Raw genomic sequence first — 1077 nt, forward strand, 5'->3', positions numbered from 1 at the left:
GTGGCCACCGCCACGCTCACCAATACCGTGGTGGGTATCAGCGCCGTCACCGCCACGCTATCCAATAGCAGCAGCCAAACCGTGGACACCACCTTTATCGGCGATACCGCCACCGCGCACATCGCCGACGGCAATCTGACGGTCACCGTTAATAACGCCGCTGCCAACGGCATCGCCGCCAACGCGGTGCGCGCGGTGGTCACCGACGCCCAGGGCAACCTGCTGGCCGGCCAGAGCGTAACCTTTACCGCCACCAACGGCGCCATCATCACCACGGTAATTGGCGTCACCGGCGCCGACGGCGTGGCCACCGCCACCCTGACCAACACCACCGCCGGCGTCAGCGCCGTGACCGCCACCCTGTCCAACAATAGCAACAAAACGGTAGACACCAACTTTACCGCCGATACCGGCACCGCGCAGATCGCCGACGGCAATCTGACGGTCACCGCCAATAACGCCCTGGCCAACGGCACCGCCGCCAACGCGGTGCGCGCGCTGGTTACCGATGCCCAGGGCAATCCCCTGGCCGGCCAAACCGTCACGTTCACCGCCACCAATGGCGCCACGGTCACCACCGTTATCGGCACCACCGGCGCCGATGGCGTGGCCACCGCCACGCTCACCAACACCACCGCCGGCGTCAGCGCCGTCACCGCCACCTTGTCCAACAATAATAGCCGGACAGTGGACACCGTCTTTATCGCCGATGCCGGCACAGCCCAGATTATCAGCGGCAACCTGACGGTCACCGCCAATAACGCCGCCGCCAACGGCAATCCCCTGGCCGGCCAAGCCGTCACGTTCACCGCCACCAATGGCGCCACGGTCACCACCGTTATCGGCACCACCGGCGCCGACGGCGTGGCCACCGCCACCTTAACCAACACCGTGGCCGGCGTCAGCGCTGTCACCGCCACCCTGTCCAACGGCAATAACCAAACAGTGAATACCTTGTTTATCGCCGATGACAATACCGCGCGCATCGCCAACGGCGATTTGACGGTCACCGCCAATAACGCCGCCGCCAACGGCATTGCCGCCAACGCGGTGCGCGCGCTGGTCACCGACGCCCAG

1 protein-coding gene is annotated in these 1077 nt (G+C 65.7%); it reads left to right on the forward strand.

Annotated elements, in window-relative coordinates:
- The coding region (locus FCN80_RS26080; RefSeq protein WP_170975544.1) for an Ig-like domain-containing protein at window positions 1–1077 on the forward strand (1077 nt) is incomplete at both ends.

The sequence above is a fragment of the Martelella alba genome (genome assembly GCF_005217455.1).
Taxonomy (GTDB): domain Bacteria; phylum Pseudomonadota; class Gammaproteobacteria; order Enterobacterales; family Enterobacteriaceae; genus Acerihabitans.